This is a genomic window from Microbulbifer sp. MLAF003 (assembly GCF_030012965.1).
In the GTDB taxonomy this organism is placed as follows: Bacteria; Pseudomonadota; Gammaproteobacteria; order Pseudomonadales; family Cellvibrionaceae; genus Microbulbifer; species Microbulbifer variabilis.
This window is the reverse complement of sequence record NZ_CP120232.1, coordinates 650,004-672,186: the sequence shown is the minus strand read 5'-3', so window position 1 is coordinate 672,186 and position 22,183 is coordinate 650,004. Positions and strand designations below refer to the sequence as shown.

Sequence of the window (22,183 nt, the reverse complement as noted above, 5' to 3'; positions counted from 1 at the left end):
GAGAAGCATCTTCTCCTGCGGGTATTTCCACCAAGTGACGAATCTATAAAGGTTTTATGACACCCCCAACCACCTCCCCCAGACCTCCACCTCCTCGGGGTGGGAGGCCGTCAATGCGTGACTGCGATTCAATACCAACTGAGAGAACCGCAACAAGTACAACAAAAAATGGGAAGCGCTATGCCAACAACAAAATTTACAGGACCCGGCACAAGGGCCGGGCTGATTCTGGGGGCTGTCTTCTGCTCCATCCAAATACCGGTGTGGGCATCTGACACACCAGATCCCACAGAGGTCAATATTCCCGGCAACCTACAAAGCCAACTGGGCTGCGATGGCGACTGGCAACCAGGTTGTGTCGCCACCCTGCTCCGCTATGACAGCGAAGACGACAAATGGCAAGGCAACTTTTTGATACCCGGCGGCAACTGGGAGTACAAAGCCGCTCTCAACAATAGCTGGGATGAAAATTATGGCTGGGGCGGCCAGCGGGACGGCGGTAATATTTCCCTTAGCCTGGATGAGGCTCGCGAAGTTAAATTTATCTACGACCACGAGAGTCACTGGATCACCGACAACCACAATAGCGTGGTCGCCACTGTAGCCGGCAACTTCCAATCCCTGCTCGGGTGCCCGGGAGACTGGCAACCCAGTTGCCTGCGCAGCTGGATGCAGGATGCCGATGGAGATGGCACCTACACCTTTATCACCTCAGCGCTGCCTGCCGGTTCCTATGAATTCAAGGTAGCCCTGCACGAAGGCTGGGAGGAGAGCTACGGCAACAATGGAGCCAACGTCAGCTTTACCGTGGCCGCCGATTACGACGAAATCTATTTTGCTTTTGATTCGAATAGTAAAGAAGTCACCGTCAGCAGTGATGGCTTCGCCAAGGGTGACCTGAGCAGCGATAAAGCGCACTGGGTGGATACCAGCAGCTTTGCCTGGGATATCCAGGTGCAGGAAGGCACCAAGGTTAAATTGCACTACAGCAACAGCACCGAGCTAAAACTGGAGGACGGTGATATCCGTTCCGATGGCACCATCGATCTCACCCCTCTCGCCACCCTGCCCGACAGCGCCCAACAAAAATTCCCGCACCTGGCCAGTTTCAGTGCCTGGCAATTGCCGGGGCAGGCTTCCACTAGTGATCTGGTAACCCAGCAGCTCGCCCTCGCCGCTTACGATGCGGAGGGCACGTTACTGGATGCGACTGGTGTGCAGATGGCAGGCGCGCTCGATGATCGCTTCTACTACGACGGTGAACTCGGTGCCCGTGTCGGCGAGGAGAATATCCAGCTCGATCTTTGGGCTCCCACCGCACGGGCAGTAAAGCTGCACCTGTTTACAGACTCCAGCAGCGATAGCGCCGATCAGGTGGTATCCATGCTGCGCGATGAATCTACCGGGGTTTGGAGTGCCGATATCGATAAGCAGTGGGACCGCAGCTTTTACCTCTACGAGGTCGAGGTGTATTCCTACTTCAGCCGCCAGATTGAAACCAACCTGGTCACCGACCCCTACTCCCTGAGTCTCTCCATCAATAGCGGCAAAAGCCAGATCGTCAACCTGAATGACCGGGACCTGATGCCGCGCGGTTGGGACCGCCTGCGCAAGCCCAAGTTAACCCAGCCGGAAGATATCAGTGTCTACGAGCTGCACGTACGCGATTTCAGTATTGCGGATCAAACTGTCCCCGAAGCAGAGCGCGGCACCTTCAAGGCTTTCACCCGCAAGCACAGCGACGGCATGCGCCACCTCAATAAACTGGCCCGCGCCGGCCTCACCCATATCCACCTGCTGCCGGCCTTTGACTTTGCCACAGTAAATGAAGATCACACGCAGCAGCAGCAAACCCCGGACCTCTCAGACTACGCATCGGACAGCAGCGAGCAGCAGGCCCAGGTAGATGCGATTCGCGATACCGATGGCTTTAACTGGGGCTACGATCCATTGCACTACACGGTCCCCGAAGGCAGCTATAGCAGCGCTCCCGATGGACCTGCGCGCATTCGCGAATTCCGTCAAATGGTGCAAGGGTTATCTCACTCCGGCCTGCGACTGGTGATGGACGTGGTTTACAACCACACCAGCTCCTATGGCCAATACGACAACTCCGTACTCGATAAAATCGTCCCCGGCTATTACCACCGCCGCAATCTGGAGGGCGGTGTGGAAATGAGCAGCTGCTGCGCCAACACCGCCAGTGAGCACGCCATGATGGAAAAGCTGATGATCGATTCCCTGGTCACCTGGGCCCGGGCCTATAAGGTGGACAGCTTCCGTTTCGATCTGATGGGGCACCACAGCCTCGACAATATCCTCAAGGCGCAAGCGGCATTGCAATCACTGACCCCGGCAGCCGATGGTGTCGATGGCAGCGCTATCTACCTGTACGGCGAGGGCTGGAATTTTGGCGAGGTGGCTGACGATGCTCGCTTTGTACAGGCCCGCCAGGGCAATATGGCGGGCAGCGGTATAGGCACTTTTAACGATCGCCTGCGCGATTCCGTGCGTGGCGGCAACCCCTTCGGAGGCTTTGAGGAGCAGGGCTTTGGTACCGGTCTGTTCACCGACAGCAACGGCAAGTTTGAGGGAGAAGATGAGCGTGCCACACTGCTAACCCTGGCAGATAAAGTCCGCGTTTCCCTCGCCGGCAACCTGGCGGATTATCCTTTTGAAGATGCCAACGGCAATATCATTACCGGCAGCGAGCTGGTCTATAACGGCCAACCCACCGGCTATACCGCCGACCCGCAGGAATCCATTAATTATATTGCCGCCCACGACAACGAGACGCTGTTCGACGGAGTACAGATCAAAGCCAGCGACAGCGCCGACTTGGCTGAACGAGTGCGTATCCAGGCATTCAGTAATTCCCTGGTTCTGTTCGCCCAGGGAGTGCCGTTTATCCACGCAGGCCAGGATTTCCTGCGCTCAAAGTCGATGGATCGGGACAGTTACAACTCCGGTGACTGGTTTAATGCACTGGACTTCAGCCTCGCCACCGATAATTGGGGTGCGGGTTTGCCTATCGCGGATAAAAACGAAGATAACTGGTCCCTGATGCAACCTTTACTGGCAAACCCGGAATTGGCTCCCGAGCGCCGGCACCGCTTGTGGAGCTCCGCTCTATTCCGCGAGCAGCTGGCGATTCGCAACAGCTCTCCCCTGTTCCGCTTGTCTGATGCAGAGTCCGTAGAGGCACACCTCAATTTCCTCAACACCGGACCCGACCAGATTCCTGGGCTGATTGTGATGGAGTTATCCGATGCCAATGGCAACATCGATCGCCGCTTTGAACGTATTGTGGTGCTGTTTAATGGCGATGACGAATCATTGGAATTTAGCAGCGAAAACCTCATTGGTGAGTACCTGTTCAAGCACCCACGTCAGCGTCGCTCTGTAGACTCACGCCTGTACAAAGTGAAATTTGATAGGAGCAGCGGCACCTTTACTCTGCCCGGCCGAACTACCGCAGTATTTGTGCAGCCACGCCGCAGATATTAATTCTCCACAGATTAAAAAAGGCCGGATTTTCCGGTCTTTTTTTGGATTTTTTAGAAACTTTTTTCCGGCTCTCACCAAGTAATAAACCCATAATTGTCATATTCCGCAGATTGATTTAGCTTGTGCTTAAATAATAAATAGGTACACAAATCATGAAGCGTTTCCTTCTCTGCGGTATCGCAGTGACTCTTTTCTCTTCCTCAGTGCTGGCAGAAACCATTATCCACGCAGGCACACTCCTCGCTGTTCCCGGTAAAAAACCTTTAAAAGAGCAAAGCGTAATAATCGAGGATGGCAGGATTACTTCCATCAGCCCTGGTTATGTGAACAGAGATGATGCCGAAGTCATTGATCTTAGGGAAAGCTTCGTAATGCCGGGCTTAATGGATATGCACGTTCACCTGCAAAATGAGCTGGGACCCCAAAATGATTCCGAAACCCTTAAGATGTCCATGCCACTGACCCAAATGCGCTCGCAAATGTTTGGCATGCGTATTCTGAAATCTGGTTTCACCACTGTGCGCGATGCGGGTAATAGCGGTGAAGAAATGTATGCAATGCGCGATGCAATCAACAATGGCTGGGTAGATGGCCCACGTATTATTGCAGCCGGCGGAGTGGGTATTACCGGAGGGCATGCAGATATCAGTGGGGTCAGCCCCGAGTTAATGGCGTTGCATGACGACAAAACCAGAACTGTATGCGACGGCCCCTACGATTGCCGCCGTGCGACCCGTCATGCGATCAAATACGGCGCTGACTTTATCAAGATTACCTCTACCGGTGGTGTACTTACCGATCGCGCTACAGGTACCGGCCAGCAGATGGAAATGGATGAGCTAAAAGAGGTGGTCCTGGCAGCCCAGCGTATGGGGCGCAAGGTAGCCAGTCATGCGCACCAGGAAGAAGGCATTATTGCCGCATTGGAGGCTGGTGTAGACAGTATTGAGCACGGCACCTACGCGGGCCCCCGCGCCCATAGGCTATTTAAAGAAACCGGCGCCTACCTGGTTCCGACCCTTCTCGCCGGTGATACCGTGGTACAGCTGGCAAAAAATACCGATGTTTTATCTGAGGCTCAGAAGGAAAAAGCCATACGTGTTGGCACGGACATGCGCGGCAATTTCCGTAAAGCGGTCGATGCCGGAGTAAAAATTGCTTTCGGCACCGACTCAGGTGTATCCAAACACGGCATCAATGCCCGCGAGGCGGTCCTGATGAGTGAAGCCGGTATGGATAATATGGCCATCCTGCAATCCGCTACCGTTAACGCCGCCGACCTGATCGATATGAGCGATTCACTGGGCACCATTGAGTCCGGTAAGTATGCCGATATTATCGCCACCGATGGCTCGCCACTCGATAATATCGATGAACTTTTAGATGTGGATTTTGTGATGAAAGGGGGCAAGGTCTTTAAGAATTAAAAGCCTCTGAATAGTTTAAAACCGAGTTTGAAATATCCGAACTCAGCTTTAAATAATTTCTACAAAATAAAAAAGGCCGGATAACTCCGGCCTTTTTTATTGGGATACTTAAAGAGAAGTGAAAGTTAGTTTCCCTCTTTTCCTTCTTCATCCTCATTTTCAATCAAATGACCAAGCTTACCTTTCTTGGTGGACAAATACTTGGCATTGTGGGGATTGCGTCCGGATTGGTGCGGCAAGCGCTCAGTCACATTAATCCCCAAATCCTCCAACGCTTTTACTTTGCGCGGGTTATTGGTCATCAGACGAATAGCATGGATTCCCAGGTGCTCGATCATCGCTTTCAGAATAGAGTAATCCCGCATATCAGCACCAAAGCCCAACTGCTCGTTGGCTTCCACCGTATCCGCACCACAATCCTGTAGGTGGTAAGCGCGAATCTTGTTTAAAAGGCCGATGCCACGACCTTCCTGGCGAAGGTAAAAAATCGCTCCGCGCCCTTCCATCGCAATGCGATGCATCGCATGCTGTAACTGGGCACCGCAATCACAGCGCAGTGAGAAGAGCGCATCTCCGGTCAGGCACTCTGAATGAATGCGGGCTAACAAGGGTTCATTGGTGTCGAAATCCCCCATAGTGAGCACCACGTGCTCTTTACCGGTTTCCACTTCCTCGAAACCGTGCATCTCAAACATTCCCCAGGATGTGGGCAGCTTTGAGGACTCTACATATCGAATGGTCAACTTAATACCTCTTCAATTCAGTTCCGAGCACGCAATATCAGTACGCCACTCTGCTGTTCCATATCTACCCGCCCCAGAAAACTGTTTCCCAAAAGGACGACACGGGGAAAATCATCAGAGTGCACAGTGGCCGCGACATTGTGCAGTTTAATACCGCCGATAGTGACACTGCTGAGATTTATCAGGTATGCACTCGTCATCCCATTTGCAGTAGAAATGGGTATTTTTCTAGCTGAGCTGAGGTTCAAACCCAGGCGCCGCGCAGTAGGATAATTGATTGCGATACTGGTTGCTCCAGTATCCACCATCATCGGCACCCGCATTCCATTCACCCAAGCATCTGTACTGTAGTGACCTCGGCTATCAGCGGAGAGCCGCACCTCCGCCTTATCCGCTTTGGCATAGCTCGCCGCTATAGGGGCATCCAGGGTGAGTTTCTGTTCTCGACCAGCAACATTGATACGTGCGTGGCTGCTAGTTGTCTCCAGGAGAAGGACGCCTTCAGGGGATTTATCACCACTTTTCAAAATTCGCTGGCGACCATCGATTTCCAATAAGGCTCTATCGCCGAACAGGCCTCTCAATTGTACCTGCTGTGCTCCTACCTCGGCGGTAATCAGAAAGCCAAATAAGAACAGTATGTAGCTGCGCATCGCGTCTTCCTTATCCCGCTAGGCTCCCAGTATCCAGGCAGTCAGTTGCAACACCAGACCTGCGTAAACGGCAGCAAGTATATCGTCCAGCATAATCCCGATGCCACCTCGCACTTTCTTATCAGCCCAATTGATGGGTGGGGGCTTTGCAATATCAAATATGCGGAAAAGCACAAAGCCATACAGGGCCCACGCCCAACCTGCAGGGGCCAAAAACATGGTAAGCCAGTAACCCACCATTTCATCCCAGACTATCCCACCGTGATCATGGACACCCAGCTTGCGAGCAGCTGCACCGCATAAATAACAGCCCAGCAGGCCCGCCAGAAGAACAATCCCTAAATACCAGGCTGGCGACAACCCCTGCATTAACCACCAAAATGGAATCGCAACTAAAGTGCCGAAGGTGCCAGGCGCCTTTGGAGCGAGGCCGGAACCAAAACCAAAGGCCAGTAGCATGGTGGGGTCATGCAGGAGCTGGGGAAAAGTCGGGTTCTTTCCACTCATAGTGTTTGTATCCAAGGCCTCTAGTGGCGTTCTCTACTCATTAAAAGTGCCAGTTCAAAAGTGTTGGTAGCCCTTTGACGGCGCTTGCCAGGGCTCACCATTGTGCCAGCAACGCACTTCGGCAGCGCCAGCACTTAGAGTCCCAATAGCAGTCACTCCTAGCTCCAGCTTTTCCACTGATTCCACCTTTTCCGGGGGCACAGTAAAACAAAGCTGGTAATCATCGCCACCACCAGCAGATAAAGAAAGGGCATTCGCACCAGCAAGTGACTGCGCTATGGGAGAAACAGGCAGGCGCTCCAGATAAATATCAGCGCTGACGTGGCTGGACTCACAAATATGGGCCAGGTCTGCTATCAAGCCATCGGAAATATCTAAAGCGCTGCTGGCGAAGTCAGAAATCGCTGCCGCAGTGGCGAATTGCGGCTCGGGAAAATAAAAGGCGTGCTCAGCCTGATGTTGCACCTCAGCTGGCACCCGCTGATCACCGAGAATTACCGGCAGGGCAGCAGCTGCCGCCCCCAGAGGGCCACTAACATAAATAGAATCTCCACAACCGGCACCATCACGGCGCAATGGCCGGGCAGTCTGTCCAATCACCTGGATAGTAATCGACAGAGGACCGGCTGTAGTGTCTCCTCCCACCAGGGAAACGCCAAACTGCGCAGCGGTTTGCAGTAAACCACTGGAAAATTTGCGCAACCAGTTAGCGTCACTTTCAGGTAAGGTAAGCGCCAGAGTAAACCAGAGTGGCCGGGCATTCATGGCAGCCAGGTCACTGAGGTTAACCCGCAGCGCTCGGGCAGCTATCGCCGCCGGGTCGGCCTCGGCGGGAAAATGTCGACCCGCCACCAAAGTATCCATAGACGTAGCCAATTGGCCCTGGCTGGGAACCTGTAGCAAAGCGCAATCATCACCAATTCCCAGAACCACACCCTGCCCTTGCGGAGCACTGGCAAAAAAGTCACGAATAATTTCAAACTCGCCCGGAGCAGCTCCCATTTTCTGCTTCAGGCTTTCTTGTCCGCCGCCACTTCTGGCGCACGCAGATCCGCAGCTGTTTTATCCAGGATGCCGTTAATGAATTTGAAGGCATCGGTAGGACCAAATTTTTTCGCCAAAGCTACAGCTTCGTTAATGACAACTTTGTAGGGCACATCAATACGATTTTTTAATTCGTAGGTGGACATACGCAGAAGGGCTCTGGAAACTGGGTCGAGCTCATCCACTTTACGGTCCAGGTGCGGAGTGAAAGCACTCTCAACTTCGTCCAGATTCTTGGCAACACCGTGGAAAATATCGCGGAAATATTCCACGTCGGTCTTGCTCATATCGTTGTCAGCATGAAACTCAGCTTCAATCGTATTAAGGCTGGCGCCGGCAATCTGCCACTGGTAGAGCGCCTGCATGGCGTAGTGACGCGCCTTGCGGCGAGCGGATGCAGTTACGGTCATTGTTTTTTCCGGTAGATACTTCACAGAATGGGGGTGCCGGCAAAATAGGCCGGCACTTCGGCAATTTAAATTTTGCCGAGCAGGGAAACCATTTCCAGAGCCGTCTCGGCAGCCTCACAACCCTTGTTACCAGCCTTGGTGCCGGATCGCTCAATCGCCTGTTCGATAGAGTCCACGGTAAGCACACCAAAAGTTACCGGGATACCGGTATTCAGTGATACCTGGGCCAGGCCCTTGGTGCACTCGCCAGCCACATATTCAAAATGTGGGGTGCCGCCACGAATCACCGCTCCCAGGGCAATAATGGCATCGAACTTCTTAGTCTCAGCCAATTTTTGAGCGGCCAATGGGAATTCGAAAGCACCCGGCGCATAGTAGATAGTGATATCTTCATCCTTGATGCCCTTGCGACGCAGGGTATCCAGTGCACCATCTTTCAGGCTCTCAACGACAAAACTATTCCAGCGACTGACCAACAGCGCATACTTGCCAGTGCTGCCGACAAAATCCCCTTCGATCACTTGAATATTATTCATAATTTCCAGTCCATATTTCTTTCTATAACGCCGGTACTTGTCGACGTTACAGCTCTATTTACTCTTCGGCGTTCAGATACTCTTCCACTTCCAATTCAAATCCGGAAATGGCACTGAACTTAAACGGTGCACTCATCAGGCGCATCTTGCGTACCTTGAGGTCACGCAGTATCTGAGAACCTGTGCCCACCTGCTTGTAGACCAGGTCCTGGCTGGGGCGCTGCTGCTTGCCGCTGATCAGCCAGTCGATACTTTCCTCAATCTCTTCGGTGGTTTCGTTGTGGCAGATAAGCACCACAACGCCTTTACCTTCTTTCTCAATACGCTGCATTGCGCGGCGGAAAGTCCAGGGGACAAATTTTTCGTCGCCTCGGCGAATTGTGAGTACATCACGCAGTGTATTGCCCACATGCACCCGCACCAGAGTCGGCTCTTCCGGAGTGGGATCCCCTTTAATAAATGCGAAATGTCTCTCCCGTCGTGCTTTATCGAGATAGGTGCGCAATTTGAATTCACCGAATTCGGTACGCACTTTGCGCTCATTAACACACTCAACGGTCTTTTCATTCAAAGCGCGATAGGTAATCAGGTCGGCGATAGTACCGATCTTGAGATCGTGTTCTTTAGCAAACTTTTCCAGATCCGGGCGGCGCGACATAGTGCCGTCTTCATTCATGATCTCAACGATCACAGCGGCGGCCTCGAAGCCCGCCAGACGCGCCAGATCGCAGCCTGCCTCGGTATGGCCCGCGCGGCTCAATACGCCACCAGGCTGGGCCATAATCGGGAAAATATGGCCGGGTTGTACGATATCACTGGGCTTGGCATTCCTACCCACTGCGGCGCGTACGGTGCGCGCTCGATCTGCAGCAGAAATACCGGTAGTAACTCCCTCAGCAGCCTCAATAGATACGGTGAAGTTTGTACTGAACTGGGCACCGTTTTCCCGCGACATCAGCGGCAGGTCCAGTTGCTCACAGCGCTCCTTGGACATGGGCATACAAATCAGTCCGCGGGCATGGGTAGCCATAAAATTGATGTCTTCGGCGCGTACCTGCTCCGCCGCCATCACCAGGTCACCTTCATTCTCACGATCTTCATCATCCATCAGGATCACCATTTTGCCCTGGCGGATATCATCGATCAGTTCTTCAACCGTATTTAATTCCATTGTTAACTCTGGATAAATTTATCAATTGCTAATTGAGCGGCTATCCCTGCTATTCACTCCCACCCGCCCTCACTGGCGCGGTATGCCGGGATGAAACCGGCTAGCGCTTGTAAAACCCATGCTGGGCGAGAAACTCAAGAGTCATACCCTCATCGCTGGATTTGGCTGCTTTATCACCGAGTAACAAGCGCTCCAGATAGCGTGCAATAAGATCTACCTCGAGGTTGACCCGGGTACCTGCGCTGTAGCTTCCCATAATGGTTTCCTGCAGCGTATGCGGCACAATCGTCAGTTCAAACTCTGCACCATCCACCGCGTTGACTGTGAGGCTGGTGCCGTCAACAGTGATCGACCCTTTGTGCGCAATATAGCGGGCCAGATTTTCCGGCGCGCGCAAACGAAAGCGCTCGGCCCGGGCCTCGGATTTGCGCCACACAACCTCACCAATGCCATCCACATGGCCACTGACAATATGCCCACCAAGGCGGGTTTGCGGGGTGAGAGCTTTCTCCAGGTTAGCTCGGTCACCTTTTTTCCAGCTACTGACACTGGTGACGTCGAGTGTCTCTGCAGAGACATCCGCCCAGTAGCCATCGCCAGGCAGGTCCACTACTGTCAGGCATACGCCATTGGTTGCGATACTGTCCCCAAGCCCGACATCAGTAAGATCCAGCTTGCCACTCCTGACGCGCACACGCAGATCTCCCCCTTGGGGCTGCAGCTCGGCGATTTCACCCACAGCTTCAATAATTCCGGTAAACATCAGCGCTCAATATCGGTAGTTGCAGTGATACGCCAGTCGTGACCGACGGCGCGCATATCAGTGATCGTGATCGGCAGCACCGAGCCCATACGCTCAATTGGCAGCTCGAATAGCGGCCGCGCCGTGCTGCCGAGCAGCTTGGGAGCCAAATAGACTATCAGCTCATCTACATGGCCGCGATACAGGAACTCACCGGAGAGGGTCGCACCACTCTCCACCAGGATCTCATTACATTGGCGTCGCGCCAGCTCCTCGAGCAGAGCGAGCAGGTCCACCCTCCCCTCTTTGTCCTGTGGCAGAATGATGACTTCAGCACCTGCCCGTTCCAGGCGCTCGCGACGCTCCGGGTCCGCACGCTCGGTGGTGCACACCAGTGTGGGGGCATCGCCCTGTAAAATAAAGGCTTTTGCCGGGGTGCGCAGCTGGCTATCAACAATCACCCGCAGTGGCTGTACCTCAGCTGCCTGTTCAGCAGCGAGCAGCTCAAGGGCCATTTCATCGGCGCGCACATTTAGGTTTGGGTTGTCGAATCGCACTGTTTCTACACCGGTCACAATTGCGCAACTGCGTGCCCGTAAACGCTGTACATCGGCACGCGCCGCAGGTCCGGACACCCACTTGGACTCACCACTGGCCATCGCCGTACGTCCATCCAGGCTCATCGCAGATTTACTGCGCACTAGGGGAAGACCCAAAGTCATCCGCTTGATAAAACCCGGATTGAGCGCGCGGCACTGATCCTCTAAAAGAGGCCCCTCCACTTCTATATTGGCATCGCGTAGTTTTTGTAGCCCCTTGCCACCCACCCTGGGGTTAGGATCCTGCATTCCGTATATCACACGAGAGACACCAGCTTCGATCAAGGCCTCTGTACAAGGGCCAGTGCGACCAGTATGGCTACAGGGCTCCAAGGTCACATAGACCGTAGCACCCCGGGCTCGCTCTCCTGCATCGCGCAGGGCTTCAATTTCTGCATGGGGCTCACCAGCACGTTGATGCCAGCCCTCGCCGACAACAACACCCTTACTATCGGTGATCACACAACCCACACGGGGGTTGGGCATAGTGGTATACAGCCCACGCTCCGCCAGTTGAATAGCTCGGGCCATCAGGGATTGGGGTGTATTTACAGCCACTTGAATCATTTCCGTTGGGTTTCCTTACTGGTCAGGCGCTCAATCTCTTCACTGAAGTCACTGACATCCTCAAAGCGCCGATAGACCGAAGCAAATCGCACATAGGCCACCTGGTCCAATTCCCGCAGCTGCTCCATAACCAGTTCACCAATAGCGCGCGCCGGCAGTTCGCGCTCACCAGTCGCCTGCAAAGCATGCTTGATTTGAGATACTGCAGATTCTACCCGCTCAGTGCTGACCGGGCGCTTTTCCACCGCACGCTGAATACCCGCACGCAGCTTATCCTCGTTAAACGGTTCGCGTTGACCGTTTTGTTTGATTACCCGCGGCAGAAGTAATTCCGCTGTTTCAAAAGTGGTAAAACGCTCGTGACACTCAAGGCATTCGCGCCGGCGGCGCACTTGGTCGCCCTCGGCCACCAAGCGGGAATCGACTACTTTGGTTTCTTCTGCGCTGCAGAACGGACAGTGCATGTGGGATCGTCCCCAGGGGAGTGGAAAATGGGCCGCAGTTTACCACAGCCGTTGCACTGTGTGTCTGCGCGACGCACCGCACCGGTGCAGTCGGCCAGACAGGTTAAGAACGGGCATGTACTTCCATAAAAAAAGCGGCCAACAAGCCGCTTTTTTAACTGGAAGAGCTATCAGGCCTTCTTGTACACAGGAAATTGCGCACAGATTTCAAGAACCTTCTGCTTCACTTCGGTAATAGTGGACTCTGCATCACCCTTTTCCAAGGCATCGAGAATGTCACAAATCCAATGTGTCAGTTGCTGGGTTTCCTTCACACCGAAGCCACGGGTAGTAATCGCCGGGGTCCCAACACGCAGGCCGCTGGTGATAAATGGAGAGCGCGGGTCATTGGGGACTGCGTTCTTGTTCACCGTAATGTTTGCATTACCCAGGGCCTCATCAGCATCTTTACCAGTGTATTCTTTACCAATCAGGTCCACTAGCATCAAGTGGTCATCGGTACCACCGGAAACGATATTGATACCACGATCCAGGAAGGTCTCCGCCATTGCGCGAGCATTCTCTACCACCTTCTTCTGGTAAGCCTTGTATTCAGGGCTCATCGCTTCTTTAAAAGAAACCGCTTTAGCTGCAATAACGTGCATCAGCGGGCCACCCTGACCACCGGGGAATACGGCGGAGTTCAGCTTCTTCTCAATTTCTTCATTGGCGCGCGCCAGGATAATACCTCCGCGTGGACCGCGTAGGGTTTTGTGAGTCGTAGAGGTTACTACATCCGCATGGGGAATCGGCGAAGGGTACTCTCCAGCAGCAACCAGGCCAGCAACGTGTGCCATATCGACAAACAGGTAAGCACCAACCTTATCCGCAATCTCACGAAAACGCGCCCAATCCATTACACGGCTGTATGCAGAGAAGCCGGCAACAATCATCTTAGGCTTGTGCTCGAGAGCCAAACGCTCCACTTCCTCATAATCTACTTCGCCAGTTTCCGGGTTCAACCCGTATTGGACCGCGTTGTAAATCTTGCCTGAGAAGTTGACTCGAGCACCATGAGTCAGGTGACCACCATGGGCCAGACTCATTCCTAAAACGGTGTCTCCTGGCGCGCATAACGCCTGGTAAACCGCAGAGTTAGCTTGAGAGCCGGAGTGAGGCTGCACATTGGCATAATCGGCACCGAAAAGCTCTTTGGCGCGCTCAATCGCCAAAGTTTCCACCTTATCCACATACTCACAGCCACCGTAGTAACGCTTACCCGGATAACCCTCTGCGTATTTATTGGTCAGGCTGCTGCCCTGGGCTTCCATGACTTGCGGGCTAGTGTAGTTCTCGGAGGCGATCAGCTCGATATGATCTTCCTGGCGAGAGTCTTCTTCCCGAATGGCTTCCCAGATTTCGGGATCGTAAGAAGCGAGTGTGACTGATGAATCAAACATGGTGTTCCCTCGGTAATGCGGGCTGAGTAGAGTTTTGTGTAGCTCGGTACCACTTTGCTCAGGTCTTACAGCTTGGCTTCTGGCGCCAATCGGGCCACATGGACTACTCAAAGAATCCTGAGCATTTTAGAAAGGCGCGCATTGTACACCAAGGGCAAAGGGATTGCGCAAAAACGAAAACGCGGCCATTTGGCCGCGTTTTCTTTTAGCCATATCGGCTTAGAACCTCACAATCAGGGAGCCAGACCAATAATCCACATCCGCCTCAATAAAAGTGTACTCAGTTTCAAAGATGACTTTCTCTGACAGCTTGAAACCAGCTCCGATACCAGCAGAGGCACCGCTGTCGGAATACTCACCAAAGTAGTCTACATCCAGTTCCTCATGGAGATAACCCAGACGCCCTTTCATGTAAATATCACCTTGCGTGCGATAAGTAGCATATAGCGCCTGCGTGGCGAGGGAGTAGTTCTCATCTCCCCAGTAATAGTCATACTCACCCTCAACCAGAGAGTCAGTAAGCTCAACTTCAATTCCCCAGCCTGAGTTCGAGGTGTAACCAGCGCGGATACCGGCATTAAGGGGACTATCTCCACTGGCATCAGTATTCATCACACCGAAAACACCACCGACATATGCACCTTCTGCCTGTGTAGTCGCTGAACAAACCAAAGCCGCAGCTACAGCCAAAACCTTAAAATTAAAACGCATCATCTTCCCCCTACCTCTGAAGATATAAAAACGGGCGGATTATAGGGGGGCATGCAATGTATGCAAGCACTTACTTAAATGCGCCATAAAAAGCCAAGTGTGAAATAGAAAAATCACTAGAAGTACTTAAGACGCGGGCGCCAAATGTAAAATTAGGCCTCGCTACAATGTCACCTGTTGAAAAATTAAAAGCGATAACTAAAAGCCCCGGACAAAAATCCTACATCTTTTTCGAGGATGGTGTACTCCAGCTCAAAATTACTACTGGCACCAAGAAGAAATCCAATACCTGCCCCAGCAGTAATACCAAAATCGTCACTGTTATCACTGCCCACGGTGACATCCTCATATAGCAGCCCCAAACGCCCTTTGAAGTAGATATCACCAAGTGTTCGATAAGTTGCATAGCCAGCCAGACTATACATATCCACATCCACTTCTTCCCCAAGGACTTCTACCTCACCACTTATCAAGGAGCCAATATATTCAACTTCAACTCCCCAGCCCGATACCAGGGAGTAGCCAGTTCTCAATCCAACCCCCGTGGGATTATCAACCCCCTTGAAGTCAAAATTCATTGTCCCGACAGCAGCCCCCCAATAACCCCCTTCCGATAATGCCGCAGAAGACAATAGTGAAAGAATACCGGCGACTATAAATTTTGTAATTTTTTCCATGGATATTCCCAAATTTGCCAAACGCTTAACTAATTAATAGTGAAATAACCACTCTTATCCTGTCCACCATCCAAATATCTATAACTATATGTCACTTAGATCAATACAAGCGGCATGAAATAAATAGTCATACTCATGAAAAACATAAAATATCTATTCAAATTCTTATGAAGAACAATCAGTCGAAGATTAGCGCAAAAGAAAAGAGCGGATTTGAATTGAAAGTAGGCGTGGATTAGTAAACGGTCAAATTAATATCCATCAATATTATTCAAAATAATACCAATGACTGACTAACCAGTAGATTTAACCGACAAAAACAATGTTCCAAATTAATATTGCTTTCAATCATTACACATAAGTAGCGGGGGAAGCAGTAAAAGAATAGGTATATTGCATTATATTCCTCTCTTCATCCTACAAACTTTTCCTCACTTGATCCAAATCAACTCTCGCTTGCTCATCCCAGCAACAATATAGCCAGAAACTGATCGCGGAGGTCTGGGATGAATACCATCTATCGGCAACTGTGCTGTGACCACAAACATATGCAGCAAATGCTCAACGCTTTTGAGCAGTTATTGCTGGATCTATTTGGACGCAGCGACCGCGACCCCAACACATTGACGTTAATACTTGATGCGCTGGATTATTTTTCGGTCTACCCAGATAAATACCACCATCCAGTTGAGGACTTGATACTTGCCCGTCTCCTGACCAAACCAATACATGGGCGGGATGCCATCTATGAGGCACAAATGCAACACGAGCAAATTGCAGCTGCAACCAAACATATGTGCGCACTATTTTATGCTGTTGCGAATGATGCGATGGTAGAGCGAAGAGTATTACAGGGCGCCAGTAACAACTATTTACAACTTCAGCGCAGCCATATCAGCCTGGAGAATTCAGCGATTTTTCCCCAGATAGAACAATACCTAGACGCTGAAGATTGGAAGCAGATAAACAAACAAGTCGCGGAAATCAAAGACCCGCTTTTTGATGAGAATGCAAAAAAAATCTACGAATCTTTGCGTAACTACCTGGTACAACCAGAAACCGCAGAGAAAGCCCTCGCTTGAGGTGTAAAAAAATTACTACTAATGAATCAAAGGAGGAAGCATGAAAACTAAACGCCACGGCATTTCAATTGGCATGGAGCGTATTGATAATGATTTCTTTCTCTATATCAAGGCAATTGGCCAGTTGACCCATGAAGATTATGAGCATATTACGCCATTACTTGAGTACGCCCTCGAAGGCGTAAAAAGCCCACAAGTACAAATGCTAATTGACCTCAGGGATTTCGAGGGGTGGGGATTACATGCAATTTGGGACGAATTCCAACTGGCATTAAAACACGGCAATGAATTCTCCCGGATCGCCGTACTTGGGGATGAAGAGTGGCAGGAAATCGCCACCAAAGTAGGAGGATGGTTTATGAGTGGTGAAGTGCGCTACTTCGAGGAGCAGCACAAGGCCATGGATTGGCTGTCACAGGCAACAGAAGAAAAAGTTGAAAAAAGTGAGGCCAGGGAAGATTTAGCTTTCTCCACACACTCCTGATAAGTAGTGGATTAAGGGGGCGTTTTCGCCCCCTTTTTTTGTCACTAATTTTAACTATCCACCTCGTGCATGAAAAAGTGACCCAACCCTCTAGGAATAACTACTCTACATTTTCATTATCAAAGCCACAATGAGTTCCGGCCACTTCACTAAGCCCAAGTAAATCCACAATTTTTACAACTCTGCCATCCGCCTTAATCAGCCCTTCTTTCTGGAAGCGAGAAAAAATCCGGCTGACTGTTTCAGCGGTAAGACCGAGGTAATTGGCAATATCTGTCCGCGGCATGGAGAGGATGAATTCGCTGTGAGAATATCCACGACTGGCATAACGACTGGATATGTTGATCAGTAAAGCAGCTAGACGCGTATCCGCCGAGCGTTTACCCAACAGCATCAAAATATCATTTTCCTGACGTAACTCCTCGGAAAAAATACTGTAGATTTGTTGCTGTAATGCCGGAACTTGTTGCGCGAGTACTTCCAATTGCGCAAACGGTAAAAGACAAACACTACTATCCTCCAAAGCTTCAGCATAACTGGAGTGAAGACGCTTACTGTAGGCATCAAGACCAAGCAACTCTCCAGGAAGAGCAAAATGGGTGACTTGGGTATCCCCATCTGAGGCTATTACGACACTTTTAAAACTACCGGAACGGATTGCGTAAAGATTTTTAAATGGATCGCCTGACCGGAACAAAGCCTCACCAGCTTTGACGATTTTTTTCCTGCGGGTGACTTTTTCCAGTCGATCAATATCCGTCTGAGACAAGCCAGCAGGAAGGCATAGACGCCTGACTGAGCAGTTACTGCAACTTACCGCCACTGATGAATCTATCATGCCTAAGCGACCGGTTAACAATTTGCGGCAATTGTACCCACTCCTCCAACAAGCGTCTTTAGCTGAATTTCAAAAAACAAAAAGTGAAAAAAATTTCCTATCGGACATTCAGTCAAGCGTTCAATTTCCTTAAAAATAGCGTGTAAAAATTTAAGAATTATTTTTTACACAAAAGAATCACGGCTGACCACTAATATCTTTTCTGTATGCTTAGCCTTTCTGTCGTTTAATAAAAAACCCGCTACTAGAACTACCACTTTCAGTGAACTGATGACCAGCCAGACAGCATGGCATGCTATTCACAACCATCCCTTGCTGTTTTTCCCTGTTGGATCTATTTCGGTTTTGAGCTTACAAAACTCTTCTGCCCATGCAGAGGTGCGAATACGCACCGGTGCCTTCTTACTCTCTATGATCTCCAAAACCACCTGTGCAACTTGGTCAGCGCTCTGGTAACGCCTTGCAGTTTGTTCTGGAGTCCGCTTGTGGATACGGGAGAAGTACGGCTCGAATTCCCCCCATAGCCCCCTTCCGGCATTCCTTCATCCAGCTCCAACTGCGAGAGGATACTATTGGCAAATTCAGAGTGGATACCACCTGGCACTACAGCACTTATAAGATAGAACCGCCTTGGTACTGGGTACTACCCAAGGTAATTCACATCCATTATCCGTTGGGGTCTCCTCGTCACTGGCCATTTCAGTCGTTTTGACAGACCCAGCGCCAGTATTAGTGACCAGGTTATCAATCCGGCCCTGCTCCCTGACAACAGTCTCAACACAGCGCTGCACGCCCTCAATGCTCAGAACATCCAGTGCCAAGACCCTGAGATTCCCTCTATTTCCAGTCCTCTCTTTCAGGAAGCCTGCCTTGGTGAGGTTACTCATGGTTGTATAAACGATATATTCCTGCGCGGACAGTTGCAGAGCCAGATTGAAACCCAACCCGGTAGATGTCCCACTATTCAAAGTAACCTTTCCCATTTATCGATTCCTAGAATTTAATACAAATGTAAACCAACCAGTGTATTTTATGGTATACCAAAAAAGTAAACCGATTCGTTTACCTTGTAAATAAACAGAGACCACTGCTCCACTTTTCAGCTACCAGTGAGAAGCTGATACCATTAGCCGCAATTGAAACGGCATGCCTTATGGTCCATGTCCCAAATCCCTGCCCAGGTAAAGTTATTTCTATGAGCATCGCTGATCCAGATTTTATTAAAGCCCTGCCCAAGGCAGAGCTTCACCTGCACATTGAAGGCTCCCTGGAGCCAGAACTCATGTTTGAATTGAGCAAACGGAACAATATTGAAATCCCATTCAATAGTGTTGAGGAGATCAGGGCTGCCTATAAATTCCATAACCTGCAGTCCTTTCTGGATATTTATTACCGGGGTGCCTCAGTCCTGATTCATGAGCGTGACTTTTATGACCTGACAATGGCTTACCTCGAGCGCTGTCGGGAGGATAATGTTGTACACACAGAGATTTTTTTGATCCACAAACCCACACAGAAAGGGGGATCGATATCGGCGTGGTCATTCGTGGAATCCACAGTGCCCTCAAGGATGCGGAAAATGAATGGGGTATAAGCAGTCATCTGATTCTCTGCTTTCTTCGCCACCTAAGTGAGGAGGAAGCTATTGCAACCCTGGAAGCAGCCAAACCTTACCTCGATTTCATTAAGGGGGTTGGCTTGGACTCCTCAGAACTCGGCCACCCACCAGTTAAATTCCAGAATGTTTTTGCTATGGCCAAAGAACTGGGCCTGGAGCGTGTCGCCCATGCAGGGGAGGAAGGGCCGGCAGAATATATTAAAGAGGCTCTCGATATACTCGATGTTAGCCGTATAGACCATGGGGTTCGCTGTGTGGAGGATAAGGCTTTGATTGATCGCCTTAAAGAAGAAAAAATTCCACTAACTGTATGTCCCTTGTCCAACACTGCACTTTGCGTCTACGATGATATGAGCGAGCATCCGATCCTCAATCTGCTTGATCAAGGGCTCTGCGTTACTGTAAATGCCGATGATCCGGCCTACTTCGGCGGCTATGTCAACCGAAACTACCTGGCTCTAAGCGAAAGTCTGGGGATGACCAGGGAGCAGGCAAAACAACTGGCTCTAAATAGCTTTAAAGCCAGTTATATTTCCGAAACACAAAAACAGAAATGGGCGAAAGCAATTGCTTCAATTGAGACAGTTGCAGAGCTTTAATTAATTTTCTGTTCCAATTAAGGGATTCTTGAGGGGCAACCGAATATTCATTTGCCCCTCATATTAATCCTCATCGTAACCGCAATGGGTCCCAGCCAATTCACTGAGCCCAACCAAATCTAATATCTCCACCGCCCTACCACTCACTTTAATTAAATTCTCACGCTGAAAACGTGAAAAAAGTCGGCTAACTGTTTCTGCAGTCAATCCCAGGTAATTCGCTATATCAGTTCTTGGCATAGACAAAACGAATTCACTGTGGGAATAACCGCGACGGGAATAGCGACTGGAAATATTAATCAGTAGAGCCGCCAGGCGAGTATCGGCTGAGCGCTTGCCGAGTAACATCAGAATATCGTTTTCCTGACGTAGCTCCTCGGAAAAAATACTGTAGATTTGCTGCTGCAGGGCTGTCACCTGATGGGCCAATAACTCCAACTGGGTGAACGGTAACAGGCAGACACTACTGTCCTCAAGTGCCTCAGCGTAGCTCGGATGAATCCGACTGCTATAGGCATCAAGTCCCAGCAATTCTCCTGGCAAAGCAAAATGAGTCACCTGCGTATCACCATCAGCAGCAATCACAGCCGTTTTAAAACTACCGGAGCGAATCGCATAAAGGTTGGCAAAAGGGTCGCCAGAGCGATAGAGGGTCTCCCCTGCTTTTACTATTTTCTTTCGGCGAGTGACCTGCTCCAGTCGATCAATATCCGCTTGAGATAATCCCGCGGGCAGGCATAAACGTTTAACGGAGCAGTTACCGCAACTAACCGCTACTGAGGAGTCAATCATACTAAACCAGCCGGTAAACTAATTTGCGGCAATTGTACCCGCTGTAAAAGCGATCGTCTCCTGTAGTTACTTAAAGAACCCGGGAATATTGCGCATCGGTATGCTGATTATGTAAATAAATATCGAAAGCTGAAGCCACATTGCGTACAAACCACCGCCCTTGATCAGTAACAGTAATATTGTTTTTATCCTGGTAAATTAGACCATCCTCAAACATAGGCTGCAGGCGTTGGAGCTCTTCATAAAAATAATCATCAAAAGGAATCCCCACCCGACGCCCGGCTTCGTTTTTGTCCAGGCGCAGACGGCACATTAACTCTGTTATAGCCCACTGGCGCAAACGGTCTTCTTCACTCAAAAACCATCCTCTGCAAGACGCATTACCCCGCTCTCCTATAGCCTGGGCATACTCTTTCAAGCGATGCAGGTTTTGCCAGAAACCATCTCGGCTATAGCTAATCGCCGAGGCCCCAAGCCCCACCAAGGCGTCGGCAGGCATCAAGGTATAGCCCTGGAAGTTTCTTTGCAGCATCCCGCTATGGGAAGCCTTTGCCAGCTCATCTCCCGGGCGAGCAAAATGGTCCATACCCAAGAATTCATATCCAGCGCGTCCCAGGTGCTCTACTGCGGCCAATTGCATAGCCACTTTTTCTGCGGCTGATGGAATAAGGTCAGTATCGATCAGGCGCTGCGCTTTAAAACGATGGGGCAGGTGTGCATAGTGATAAAGTGCAATTCTGTCAGGCTGCAAATCCAATACTTTATCCAGGGTACTGAGCAGGCTGTAAAGATTTTGTTTTGGCAGGCCGTAAATCAAATCATAGGAAATAGACTCAAAACCCCGTTCGCGCGCCGCAACTGTCAATTCAGTAACCTGGTCAGCGCTGCATATACGGTTAATTGATCTCTGTACTTCGATATCAAAGTCCTGGACTCCCAGGCTCAAGCGGTTAAATCCGAGTTCCCGCAGGGTATCCAGCGTCTCCAGTTCCAGGGTACGTGGATCGGCCTCAATACTGTATTCCACCCCATCGCCAGGATGGAGGTTAAACACCTCACCCAGCCCTTCCATCAAACGCCGCATATCTCCATCACTGAGGAAGGTGGGAGTCCCGCCCCCCAGGTGCAACTGGGTTACCGGTACCTGCGCTACCTTGTCTCGATACCAGCGAGCTTCTCGTAGCAGGTTGTCAAGGTAGCTGGAGGCGAGGCCATATTGAGAGGTAATAACTTTATTGCAAGCGCAGAAATAGCAGAGTGAACGGCAAAAGGGGATATGAACATAAAGAGAGAGGCTGCGAATATCCTGCAAAGCTTCCCAAGGCCTAATATTGCCATCCAGTGGTTTGAACCGGTCTGCTGTAGGATAGGATGTATAACGGGGGCAGGGCCCGCTATAGCGGGACAGCAACTCTTCTGACAAGCCACCCATGTTACTTTTGGTTTCCTGCATCATATTCCTACAACCTCAATCAATCGTTTGCGACAGCCCCCCGCACAAACTAAAAGGCAGCCACCGAGTTCCTTTTAAGAAAACCGCAGCGACTGCCCCATCCCAAACTAGAGTGTCGCT

At 50.8% G+C, this 22,183-nt stretch carries 21 protein-coding genes and 1 pseudogene; 5 read left to right on the top strand and 17 right to left on the bottom strand.

The features are described 5' to 3' along the window. Positions 1–180 precede the first annotated feature (180 nt). Together pulA and P3339_RS03240 are read left to right on the top strand one after the other, a co-directional pair. On the top strand, positions 181–3,507 hold the full coding sequence (gene pulA / locus P3339_RS03245) for a pullulanase-type alpha-1,6-glucosidase (protein ID WP_282952415.1): 3,327 nt from the start codon (positions 181–183) through the stop codon (positions 3,505–3,507). Between the two features lie 152 nt (positions 3,508–3,659). Continuing rightward, positions 3,660–4,934 (top strand): metal-dependent hydrolase family protein, encoded by a 1,275-nt coding sequence (locus P3339_RS03240; protein ID WP_020414516.1) that lies wholly within the window; start codon positions 3,660–3,662, stop codon positions 4,932–4,934. Between the two features lie 125 nt (positions 4,935–5,059). Here P3339_RS03240 and ribA read toward each other — a convergent pair whose 3' ends face one another. The 13 genes from ribA to P3339_RS03175 form a co-directional block, all read right to left on the bottom strand. Further along, entirely contained in the window at positions 5,060–5,677 is a 618-nt protein-coding gene (gene ribA / locus P3339_RS03235) for a GTP cyclohydrolase II (protein WP_026305223.1), read from the bottom strand. Between the two features lie 17 nt (positions 5,678–5,694). After that, complete coding sequence (locus tag P3339_RS03230; protein ID WP_020414514.1) at positions 5,695–6,330, bottom strand: retropepsin-like aspartic protease family protein; 636 nt, start codon at positions 6,328–6,330, stop codon at positions 5,695–5,697. Between the two features lie 18 nt (positions 6,331–6,348). Further along, positions 6,349–6,837: a phosphatidylglycerophosphatase A family protein gene (locus P3339_RS03225; RefSeq protein ID WP_282952414.1), complete on the bottom strand. Its 489-nt coding sequence runs from the start codon at positions 6,835–6,837 to the stop codon at positions 6,349–6,351. A gap of 54 nt (positions 6,838–6,891) precedes the next feature. After that, entirely contained in the window at positions 6,892–7,839 is a 948-nt protein-coding gene (thiL, locus tag P3339_RS03220; protein ID WP_020414512.1) for a thiamine-phosphate kinase, read from the bottom strand. 8 nt (positions 7,840–7,847) lie between these two features. Then, positions 7,848–8,291 carry a transcription antitermination factor NusB gene (gene nusB, locus P3339_RS03215; protein WP_282952413.1) on the bottom strand — a complete coding sequence of 148 codons (444 nt, stop codon included), beginning with the start codon at positions 8,289–8,291 and terminating at the stop codon, positions 7,848–7,850. Between the two features lie 65 nt (positions 8,292–8,356). After that, positions 8,357–8,827, bottom strand: coding sequence for a 6,7-dimethyl-8-ribityllumazine synthase (ribH, locus tag P3339_RS03210; protein WP_020414510.1), 471 nt, complete (start codon positions 8,825–8,827; stop codon positions 8,357–8,359). Between the two features lie 58 nt (positions 8,828–8,885). Beyond that, positions 8,886–9,998, bottom strand: coding sequence for a bifunctional 3,4-dihydroxy-2-butanone-4-phosphate synthase/GTP cyclohydrolase II (gene ribBA, locus P3339_RS03205; protein WP_020414509.1), 1,113 nt, complete (start codon positions 9,996–9,998; stop codon positions 8,886–8,888). A gap of 100 nt (positions 9,999–10,098) precedes the next feature. After that, entirely contained in the window at positions 10,099–10,761 is a 663-nt protein-coding gene (locus tag P3339_RS03200) for a riboflavin synthase (RefSeq protein ID WP_020414508.1), read from the bottom strand. Continuing rightward, entirely contained in the window at positions 10,761–11,906 is a 1,146-nt protein-coding gene (gene ribD / locus P3339_RS03195) for a bifunctional diaminohydroxyphosphoribosylaminopyrimidine deaminase/5-amino-6-(5-phosphoribosylamino)uracil reductase RibD (protein WP_020414507.1), read from the bottom strand. Before ribD ends, P3339_RS03200 begins: the two co-directional genes overlap by 1 nt. Beyond that, positions 11,903–12,370: a transcriptional regulator NrdR gene (gene nrdR / locus P3339_RS03190; RefSeq protein ID WP_020414506.1), complete on the bottom strand. Its 468-nt coding sequence runs from the start codon at positions 12,368–12,370 to the stop codon at positions 11,903–11,905. The genes ribD and nrdR overlap by 4 nt, the downstream gene beginning before the upstream one ends. Positions 12,371–12,540: 170 nt before the next feature. Then, on the bottom strand, positions 12,541–13,809 hold the full coding sequence (gene glyA, locus P3339_RS03185) for a serine hydroxymethyltransferase (protein WP_020414505.1): 1,269 nt from the start codon (positions 13,807–13,809) through the stop codon (positions 12,541–12,543). A 219-nt stretch (positions 13,810–14,028) separates the two neighbouring features. Continuing rightward, complete coding sequence (locus P3339_RS03180; RefSeq protein WP_083922772.1) at positions 14,029–14,523, bottom strand: outer membrane beta-barrel protein; 495 nt, start codon at positions 14,521–14,523, stop codon at positions 14,029–14,031. Between the two features lie 182 nt (positions 14,524–14,705). Further along, complete coding sequence (locus P3339_RS03175; protein WP_020414503.1) at positions 14,706–15,197, bottom strand: outer membrane beta-barrel protein; 492 nt, start codon at positions 15,195–15,197, stop codon at positions 14,706–14,708. A gap of 506 nt (positions 15,198–15,703) precedes the next feature. On the opposite strand from P3339_RS03175, the gene P3339_RS03170 reads away from it, so the two are divergent. Next, positions 15,704–16,279: a hemerythrin domain-containing protein gene (locus tag P3339_RS03170; RefSeq protein ID WP_020414502.1), complete on the top strand. Its 576-nt coding sequence runs from the start codon at positions 15,704–15,706 to the stop codon at positions 16,277–16,279. A gap of 40 nt (positions 16,280–16,319) precedes the next feature. Next, the gene (locus P3339_RS03165; protein ID WP_282952412.1) at positions 16,320–16,763 is read left to right on the top strand and encodes a SpoIIAA family protein; all 444 of its coding nucleotides are present in this window, start codon (positions 16,320–16,322) and stop codon (positions 16,761–16,763) included. 100 nt (positions 16,764–16,863) lie between these two features. Here the strand turns inward: P3339_RS03165 and fnr (P3339_RS03160) are convergent, their stop codons facing one another. Together fnr (P3339_RS03160) and P3339_RS03155 are read right to left on the bottom strand one after the other, a co-directional pair. Beyond that, complete coding sequence (gene fnr, locus P3339_RS03160) at positions 16,864–17,601, bottom strand: fumarate/nitrate reduction transcriptional regulator Fnr (RefSeq protein ID WP_282952411.1); 738 nt, start codon at positions 17,599–17,601, stop codon at positions 16,864–16,866. Positions 17,602–18,182: 581 nt separating this feature from the next. Then, a complete protein-coding gene (locus P3339_RS03155; protein ID WP_282952410.1) occupies positions 18,183–18,584 on the bottom strand; it encodes an SDR family NAD(P)-dependent oxidoreductase in 402 nt (133 codons plus the stop codon). 170 nt (positions 18,585–18,754) lie between these two features. Between P3339_RS03155 and P3339_RS23300 the strand changes: the two are divergent. Further along, a pseudogene (locus P3339_RS23300) lies at positions 18,755–19,818 on the top strand (adenosine deaminase). A 63-nt stretch (positions 19,819–19,881) separates the two neighbouring features. On the opposite strand, the gene fnr (P3339_RS03140) reads toward P3339_RS23300, so the two are convergent. Both fnr (P3339_RS03140) and hemN read right to left on the bottom strand, forming a co-directional pair. Beyond that, positions 19,882–20,610 carry a fumarate/nitrate reduction transcriptional regulator Fnr gene (gene fnr, locus P3339_RS03140; RefSeq protein WP_282952407.1) on the bottom strand — a complete coding sequence of 243 codons (729 nt, stop codon included), beginning with the start codon at positions 20,608–20,610 and terminating at the stop codon, positions 19,882–19,884. 70 nt (positions 20,611–20,680) lie between these two features. After that, the gene (gene hemN / locus P3339_RS03135) at positions 20,681–22,066 is read right to left on the bottom strand and encodes an oxygen-independent coproporphyrinogen III oxidase (RefSeq protein WP_282952406.1); all 1,386 of its coding nucleotides are present in this window, start codon (positions 22,064–22,066) and stop codon (positions 20,681–20,683) included. Positions 22,067–22,183 lie beyond the last annotated feature (117 nt).

Coding starts and splice junctions, on each gene's coding strand:
- pulA (WP_282952415.1), top strand. CDS start 181: ATGCCAACAACAAAATTTACAGGACCCGGCACAAGGGCCGGGCTGATT.
- P3339_RS03240 (WP_020414516.1), top strand. CDS start 3,660: ATGAAGCGTTTCCTTCTCTGCGGTATCGCAGTGACTCTTTTCTCTTCC.
- P3339_RS03230 (WP_020414514.1), bottom strand. CDS start 6,330: ATGCGCAGCTACATACTGTTCTTATTTGGCTTTCTGATTACCGCCGAG.
- P3339_RS03225 (WP_282952414.1), bottom strand. CDS start 6,837: ATGAGTGGAAAGAACCCGACTTTTCCCCAGCTCCTGCATGACCCCACC.
- thiL (WP_020414512.1), bottom strand. CDS start 7,839: ATGGGAGCTGCTCCGGGCGAGTTTGAAATTATTCGTGACTTTTTTGCC.
- nusB (WP_282952413.1), bottom strand. CDS start 8,291: ATGACCGTAACTGCATCCGCTCGCCGCAAGGCGCGTCACTACGCCATG.
- ribH (WP_020414510.1), bottom strand. CDS start 8,827: ATGAATAATATTCAAGTGATCGAAGGGGATTTTGTCGGCAGCACTGGC.
- ribBA (WP_020414509.1), bottom strand. CDS start 9,998: ATGGAATTAAATACGGTTGAAGAACTGATCGATGATATCCGCCAGGGC.
- P3339_RS03200 (WP_020414508.1), bottom strand. CDS start 10,761: ATGTTTACCGGAATTATTGAAGCTGTGGGTGAAATCGCCGAGCTGCAG.
- ribD (WP_020414507.1), bottom strand. CDS start 11,906: ATGATTCAAGTGGCTGTAAATACACCCCAATCCCTGATGGCCCGAGCT.
- nrdR (WP_020414506.1), bottom strand. CDS start 12,370: ATGCACTGTCCGTTCTGCAGCGCAGAAGAAACCAAAGTAGTCGATTCC.
- glyA (WP_020414505.1), bottom strand. CDS start 13,809: ATGTTTGATTCATCAGTCACACTCGCTTCTTACGATCCCGAAATCTGG.
- P3339_RS03180 (WP_083922772.1), bottom strand. CDS start 14,523: ATGATGCGTTTTAATTTTAAGGTTTTGGCTGTAGCTGCGGCTTTGGTT.
- P3339_RS03175 (WP_020414503.1), bottom strand. CDS start 15,197: ATGGAAAAAATTACAAAATTTATAGTCGCCGGTATTCTTTCACTATTG.
- P3339_RS03170 (WP_020414502.1), top strand. CDS start 15,704: ATGAATACCATCTATCGGCAACTGTGCTGTGACCACAAACATATGCAG.
- P3339_RS03165 (WP_282952412.1), top strand. CDS start 16,320: ATGAAAACTAAACGCCACGGCATTTCAATTGGCATGGAGCGTATTGAT.
- fnr (WP_282952411.1), bottom strand. CDS start 17,601: ATGATAGATTCATCAGTGGCGGTAAGTTGCAGTAACTGCTCAGTCAGG.
- P3339_RS03155 (WP_282952410.1), bottom strand. CDS start 18,584: ATGGGAAAGGTTACTTTGAATAGTGGGACATCTACCGGGTTGGGTTTC.
- fnr (WP_282952407.1), bottom strand. CDS start 20,610: ATGATTGACTCCTCAGTAGCGGTTAGTTGCGGTAACTGCTCCGTTAAA.
- hemN (WP_282952406.1), bottom strand. CDS start 22,066: ATGATGCAGGAAACCAAAAGTAACATGGGTGGCTTGTCAGAAGAGTTG.